We start from the raw sequence: 7,097 nt of genomic DNA, 5'->3' as shown, positions 1-7,097 counted from the left end.
GATTACTAAAATCTTCTATCGGAAGAAAGTTTGCCATGGCACTTTCGGCATTCTTCCTGATGTTTTTCTTATTACAACATTTTGCAATTAACATTACTTCGATTTTTCCAGATAATGGAGCTACATTTAACAAACTGTCGCACTTTATGGGAACAAATCCGTTAGTTCAATATGTAATGCAACCCATTTTAATATTTGGTGTGGTGTTTCACTTTGTAATGGGATTCATCTTAGAAATTAAAAACAAAAGTGCTCGTAAGGTTAGCTATGCTAAAAATAATGGAGCTGCAAACTCTACTTGGATGAGTAGAAACATGATTTACAGTGGTGCTGCTATTTTAGCCTTTATTGTATTACACTTTATCGATTTTTGGTTTCCAGAAATCAACACCAAATTTATTCAAGGTGATTGGAGTGGTTTACACGATGGAGAGTTTAGGTACTTCCACGAACTACAACACAAGTTTTTAAGCCCAATTAGAGTTGGTGCTTATGTAATTGCTTTTGTATTCTTAGCATTACACTTATTACACGGATTTAATTCTGCTTTCCAATCTGTGGGAGCAAATAATAAATATACTAAAGGATTGAAAACTTTTGGTAAGCTTTACGCGATCTTAATTCCATTAGGATTCGTAATTATTGCATTATTTCATCATTTCAATCACTAATACGCAACAAGTATGGCAACTTTAGATTCAAAAATTCCAAAAGGTCCATTAAAAGACAAATGGACAACTTATAAAGATAAAATTGACTTGGTAAACCCTGCTAACAAGCGTTTAATTGACGTAATTGTAGTAGGTACTGGTTTAGCAGGTGGTTCTGCTTCTGCAACGTTAGCAGAATTAGGATACAACGTTAAAGCTTTTGCTTACCAAGATTCACCTCGTCGTGCACACTCTATTGCAGCACAAGGTGGTATTAACGCAGCAAAAAACTATCAAGGTGATGGTGACTCTTTTTACCGTTTATTTTACGATACTGTAAAAGGTGGAGATTACCGTTCTCGTGAAGCAAACGTTTACCGTTTAGCTGAGGTTTCTGCAAATATTATTGACCAATGTGTGGCGCAAGGAGTTCCTTTTGCACGTGATTATGGTGGTCAATTAGATAACCGTTCGTTTGGTGGGGTATTAGTATCTCGTACGTTCTATGCGAAAGGTCAAACTGGTCAGCAATTATTATTAGGAGCGTATTCAGCAATGAACCGTCAAATTGCTCGTGGTAAGATTGAAATGTTCAATCGTCATGAAATGTTAGATTTGGTAATTGTTGATGGAAAAGCTCGTGGTATTATTGCTCGTAACTTAGTTACTGGTGAAATTGAGCGTCATTCTGCACACGCAGTAGTAATCGCTTCTGGTGGATACGGAAATGTGTATTTCTTATCAACCAATGCCATGGGATCTAACGCAACAGCGGCTTGGAAAGTTCACAAAAAAGGAGCCTTCTTTGCAAACCCTTGTTACACACAAATTCACCCAACTTGTATTCCACGTTCGGGAGACTACCAGTCTAAATTAACCTTAATGTCTGAATCGTTACGTAACGATGGTCGTATTTGGGTTCCTAAGAAAATGGAAGATGTATTAGCAATTAGAGAAGGAAAATTAAAACCTACTCAAATCGCTGAAGAAGATAGAGATTATTACTTAGAAAGAAGATATCCTGCTTTTGGTAACTTAGTACCTCGTGATGTGGCTTCTCGTGCTGCAAAAGAGCGTTGTGATGCTGGTTACGGTGTAAATGCTACTGGTGAAGCTGTTTATTTAGATTTTAAATCAGCTATTGAGCGTTACGGTAAAGAACAATGTAAATTACACGGAGTTAAAAACCCTTCACAGGAGAAAATTATTGCTGAGGGTGAAAAAGTAGTAGAGGCAAAATACGGAAACTTATTCCAAATGTATGAGAAGATTGTAGATGACAATCCATATAAAACACCAATGATGATTTATCCTGCAACGCACTACACCATGGGTGGAATTTGGGTAGATTACAACTTAATGACTACCATTGATGGTTGTTATGCTATTGGTGAAGCAAACTTCTCTGATCACGGTGCTAACCGTTTAGGAGCTTCTGCATTAATGCAAGGTTTAGCTGACGGATACTTCGTACTACCTTATACCATTGGTGATTATTTATCTGATGATATTCGTACAGGAAGAATTTCAACAGCTACGAAAGAGTTTGAAGAAGCTGAAAAGGCAGTTAAAGATCGTATCGACTTCTTCATTAACAATAAAGGAAAACATTCTGTAGATTACTACCACAAGAAATTAGGAAAAATCATGTGGGATAAATGTGGAATGGCTCGTAACGAGCAAGGGTTAAAAGAAGCGATGGCTGAAATTAAAGCGTTACGTGAAGACTTCTGGAAGAACGTAACTGTTCCTGGAGATGCGAATGAAATGAACCCAGAGTTAGAAAAAGCAGGAAGAGTTGCTGATTTCTTAGAACTTGGGGAATTATTCGCTAAAGATGCCTTAAACAGAACAGAATCTTGTGGTGGTCACTTTAGAGAAGAGTCTGTTGAATTAGACGGCCCTCAGAAAGGAGAAGCAAAACGTGATGATGCTAATTTTGCTTACGTTGCTGCTTGGGAGTATAAAGGTGAACCAGCTGATGCTGTATTACACAAAGAAGAATTAGAGTTTAACGATATTGAATTAAAACAACGTTCATACAAATAAGAGAGAATTATGAATTTAACACTTAAAATTTGGCGTCAAAAAAACGCAAGTGATAAAGGAAAAATGGTCGAATATAAGGTGACCGATATTTCTGAGCATATGTCTTTCTTAGAAATGATGGACGTATTAAATGAGCAATTAGTAAACACTGGTGAAGAACCTGTAGCATTCGACCACGATTGTCGTGAAGGAATTTGCGGTATGTGTTCTATGTTTATTAATGGTGAAGCACACGGGCCAGATCGTGGTGTAACTACTTGTCAGTTACACATGCGTATGTTTAACGATGGTGATACAATTACCATTGAGCCATTTAGAGCTGCTGCATTCCCAGTAATTAAAGATTTAGTTGTTGATAGAAGTTCTTTTGAAAGAATTCAACAATCTGGAGGCTATATTTCAGTAAATACTTCTGGAAATACTACCGATGCTAACGCTATCTTAGTTCCTAAAGAAAATGCTGATAAAGCCATGGATGCTGCCACTTGTATTGGTTGTGGTGCTTGTGTTGCTACTTGTAAAAACTCATCTGCCATGTTATTTGTAGGAGCTAAAGTATCTCAATACGCTTTATTACCACAAGGACAAGTAGAAGCTACCGAACGTGTTAAAAATATGGTAGCACAAATGGATTTAGAGGGTTTTGGTAACTGTACCAATACAGGAGCTTGCGAAATTGAATGCCCGAAAGGAATTTCATTAGAAAACATTGCTCGTATGAACTCTGAGTTCTTAAAAGCAAGTTTTAAAGGATAAAATTTTATACCCTTTTATAGATATAAAAACCGAGGCTAATGCTTCGGTTTTTTTTTATGCTTTCTCTCATACTTAATATTTACACACTCATACCTTTTTTAAATTTAAAGGTATAAAAAGCATATACATTTGTCCCCGATGATTACAATATGATAATCTGTGGGGGACTATCTATTACCAAATCAATCATCTCTCCTATTAGAGATAAAAAGCCTGAGTAATAAACTCAGGCTTTTAAATTATTAAACCCTTTCTTTTTCTTTCTCTTTTTCAACATGTCCCTTTATTGTAAGCATTTTTCTGGATGCTTTAGCATTTGATATAATCGTAATGGCTTTTGAAAACCCTCCTACTCTTCTAGTGTCGTATGACACTTCTATTTGTCCTTTTTCACCTGGCATGATTGGCTTTTCTGGTTTTTTGGGAACCGTACACCCACAAGTAGATTTGATATCTTTTATAATTAAAGGTTCAGCACCAATATTTGTAAACTCAAACACACGGACCCCATCAGCGCCTTGTTTAATTTTTCCGTAATCAATTGATGCAGTTTCAAATTGAAATTCTTGAGCGCTTGCCATAATTGCCATTAACCCAACAATTACACATAATACAGTTTTTCTCATTTTTGATATTTTTTTAGTTCGTATTAAATATTTTATTTCTTCGAATTTATTTGAATATCTCTCCCAAAAAAAATCAAACGGACACACTACTTTAAAACAGGTACCAACAACTTACAACATGTTATTGATATAAAGAAAAATGTCGTTGGTACCTTCAGCTTTGATTATAACTTATATTTTGTTTATTTTGAAACACATGATGAGCTTTATTAAAAAACATAGCGCAGAAATATTAATCCATCTCCTTTTTTGGATTTTGTTTGTCTTTATTTCTCTTTTTGTGTTTACACCCTATTATTGGGCTGAAAATCCTTTTTTACAGTACTTTTTTATTCTTATCATTATCGTATATACCAACAATCAATTTTTACTTCCTCTGTTTGTAAAAAAGAAATGGTATATGTTGTATGGAGTGGTTTTTATATTTATTTCTGTACTAGCAACACAGCTGTATTGCAATGTTTTTGCTCGTTGCGGATGTTCTATCATGAAGTGTTTAAGTGATTATTTATGGCAAACATTGGTTCCTTTGTTATTTTTCTCTTTTATTTGGATGCTTTTTAGATTTATAGATGAACAAGGCAAACTGGAATCCATAACTCAAGAACGAACAGAAATGGAACTGAGGTTTTTAAAATCTCAGATAAACCCACATGTACTATTAAATAATTTAAACACGATTTACGCATACTCTATCGATAAACCTAACCAAACCCCTAATTTAATTCTAAAACTCTCTGAAAACCTTACACATGTCTTATATGAGACAAATTCTGAAAAGGTTTCTCTCGAAAAAGAACTCATTTTTATACAGAATTACATAGATTTTCAAAAAATTCGAACTGAAGGAGTGAAGGAAATTAATTATCAATACAAAACTGATAATAATCAATACCTAATTGCTCCACTTCTTTTAATTACTATTATTGAAAATGCTTTTAAGCATAGTATTGCACACAGTAAGGTTGATATTTCTATCAACGCTACCAACCATCAATTGCATTTAATAAGCAGTAATCAATACAATATCAATACAAATAAAAACAGCAATGCTATTGGTTTGGAAAACTTAAAAAAGAGATTGCTGTTGATTTATCCAGATAATCATTCTCTTTTCGTTCATCAAAAAGGAGATATCTTTATTGTAGAACTGAAAATAGAGCAATTATGAAATGTATAATTATTGAAGATGAGTTGCCTGCGCAAACTATTTTGAAAAAGTATGTAGGCAAAATTCCAGATGCTGAAATTGTACATACGTTTCAAACAGCAATGCAAGCTAATGAGTTTTTAAAAAACAATACTGCAGATGTTGTTTTTCTGGATATTAATTTACCTGATATTCCTGGATTAGATTTTATCAAAACGGTGAAAAAACCTCCTAAAATAGTTATTACCACTGCATATCCTGATTATGCAGTAAGTAGTTTTGAGCTAGATACTATTGTTGATTATTTAGTAAAACCATTTTCTTTCGACCGTTTTTTAAAAGCTGTAAGTAAAGTGGAAAACCAACTGAACAACCTTAACACTTCTGATAGTAATATTATTTACCTAAATATTGACAAGGTTATTCATAAAGTCAATTTAGAAGACATTTTCTATATAGAGTCTGATCGAAACTATTTACATTTCATTGCTTCTGATAAAAAACTAACAATTATCGACTCTTTAAAAAACTGGAAAGAAACGCTTAATTCTCATCAATTTATACAAGTACATAAGTCATATATAGTTAACTTTACTAAAATTGAAAAGTTTACAGGAACATCGCTGCATTTTGAAAACAGGAAAGTTCCTATTGGAAGAACTTATAAAAGTAACCTATCGATGCTTTTAAAAACAAAGCGCCGATAGGTTCAACGCTTATTTCCAAGTATTCTCTGCTTCTGTCCCATTCCAAATAACCGTGGCTAAATATGGGTTGTCTATAAAAGGATTTCTATTTCCTTGTTCGTTAGCAACAGCATTATTGCGTTGTATCTCTAAATCCGACACCGGATCATCTGCATTCCACTCTAACAATAAACTAACCATATTGCTATCTGACGCGGTAATTGATCCTACCGTTACATTTTTTGGCAAGCATTGATTGCCGTAACGTAGGTACATATACATTATCATACGAGCAACGTCTCCTTTCCATTCGTCTCCAGGATACCAATTCGCAGACACATCTCCAGCATTTCCTGCGCCTGCTGCAAATAATTTATTTCCTCTTTGAGAGTTAAATGTTACATCGCTAGGTCTTAAATGATGCGCATCTGCTCCTGGTCCACTGGTTCCTAAATTAGGATTTCCTAATGATTTAGGATACACGTGTTCTCTATTCCAATCTCCTGTATTTCCTCCATTGGCATCTTTACTACGAGTTCTATCCGTTACATAATTTCCATCTGCATCATCATAACCATAAATTAAAACTACTTTACTAGGATCGTTAGGGTCTATATCTGATTGTTTTAATACATCCCATACTTCAGGAGTATACGATAAATTAGTAGTGTGAGTACTAGCAATAGTTACTGCTAATTCATCCATTAAAGAGTTTCCTGTAAGTGTAAAATCTATATCTTTATAATATGCTGATAATTCGGTAGGAATGGTAAAATTTCCTGAATTGCCATTAGCAGAAGCATTAACATTAATTACTACTGTTGCTGTAGAACAGCTGCTTGGTGTAATGGTACTACAAATAGTGTACTTAAAAGAATCTGTTCCTACAAAATCTTGAGCTGGTGTATACTTATACACATTATTACTTTGAACTACGGTTCCATTTCTTGCAGAAGTCGTCTCGAACGTTACTTTTACATTTCCGGAAGTATATGTGTCATTTGCCAAAAAACTAGGCAATACGGTCTCTTTATTTTCTGCTGCTTCAAAAGAATCGTTAACAGCTATTACTTTATCTTCTTCTACCGGTGGTACAACTTCACTATCGCTACCTCCACAATTAATAAACAATGCGAGCATTGTTATTACTCCTATTACTTTCTTCATGATTCTCTATTAA

Annotated in this window: 7 protein-coding genes; 5 read left to right on the top strand and 2 right to left on the bottom strand. The window is 34.4% G+C overall.

The window, feature by feature from the left end:
- The 3 genes from ACN0WY_RS14215 to ACN0WY_RS14205 all read left to right on the top strand — a co-directional run.
- The coding region (locus ACN0WY_RS14215; protein WP_417800783.1) for a succinate dehydrogenase cytochrome b subunit at nucleotides 1–671 on the top strand (671 nt) is incomplete at its 5' end.
- 12 nt (nucleotides 672–683) lie between these two features.
- Complete coding sequence (locus ACN0WY_RS14210) at nucleotides 684–2,699, top strand: fumarate reductase/succinate dehydrogenase flavoprotein subunit (protein WP_330487758.1); 2,016 nt, start codon at nucleotides 684–686, stop codon at nucleotides 2,697–2,699.
- A 9-nt stretch (nucleotides 2,700–2,708) separates the two neighbouring features.
- Entirely contained in the window at nucleotides 2,709–3,455 is a 747-nt protein-coding gene (locus ACN0WY_RS14205) for a succinate dehydrogenase/fumarate reductase iron-sulfur subunit (protein WP_330487757.1), read from the top strand.
- A gap of 242 nt (nucleotides 3,456–3,697) precedes the next feature.
- On the opposite strand, the gene ACN0WY_RS14200 is transcribed toward ACN0WY_RS14205, so the two are convergent.
- The gene (locus tag ACN0WY_RS14200) at nucleotides 3,698–4,081 is read right to left on the bottom strand and encodes a DUF1573 domain-containing protein (protein ID WP_330487756.1); all 384 of its coding nucleotides are present in this window, start codon (nucleotides 4,079–4,081) and stop codon (nucleotides 3,698–3,700) included.
- Between the two features lie 196 nt (nucleotides 4,082–4,277).
- On the opposite strand from ACN0WY_RS14200, the gene ACN0WY_RS14195 reads away from it, so the two are divergent.
- Nucleotides 4,278–5,252 carry a sensor histidine kinase gene (locus ACN0WY_RS14195; protein ID WP_417800782.1) on the top strand — a complete coding sequence of 325 codons (975 nt, stop codon included), beginning with the start codon at nucleotides 4,278–4,280 and terminating at the stop codon, nucleotides 5,250–5,252.
- Nucleotides 5,249–5,938 carry a LytTR family DNA-binding domain-containing protein gene (locus tag ACN0WY_RS14190; protein WP_330487754.1) on the top strand — a complete coding sequence of 230 codons (690 nt, stop codon included), beginning with the start codon at nucleotides 5,249–5,251 and terminating at the stop codon, nucleotides 5,936–5,938. The genes ACN0WY_RS14195 and ACN0WY_RS14190 overlap by 4 nt, the downstream gene beginning before the upstream one ends.
- A 9-nt stretch (nucleotides 5,939–5,947) precedes the next feature.
- Here ACN0WY_RS14190 and ACN0WY_RS14185 read toward each other — a convergent pair whose 3' ends face one another.
- Entirely contained in the window at nucleotides 5,948–7,084 is a 1,137-nt protein-coding gene (locus ACN0WY_RS14185) for an endonuclease (protein ID WP_417800781.1), read from the bottom strand.
- Between the last annotated feature and the right edge of the window lie 13 nt (nucleotides 7,085–7,097).

This window comes from Tenacibaculum sp., from assembly GCF_048269885.1.
Taxonomy (GTDB): Bacteria; Bacteroidota; Bacteroidia; order Flavobacteriales; family Flavobacteriaceae; genus Polaribacter.
The sequence above is the reverse complement of the archived record's forward strand: the minus strand, read 5'-3'. Positions and strand labels throughout refer to the sequence as shown.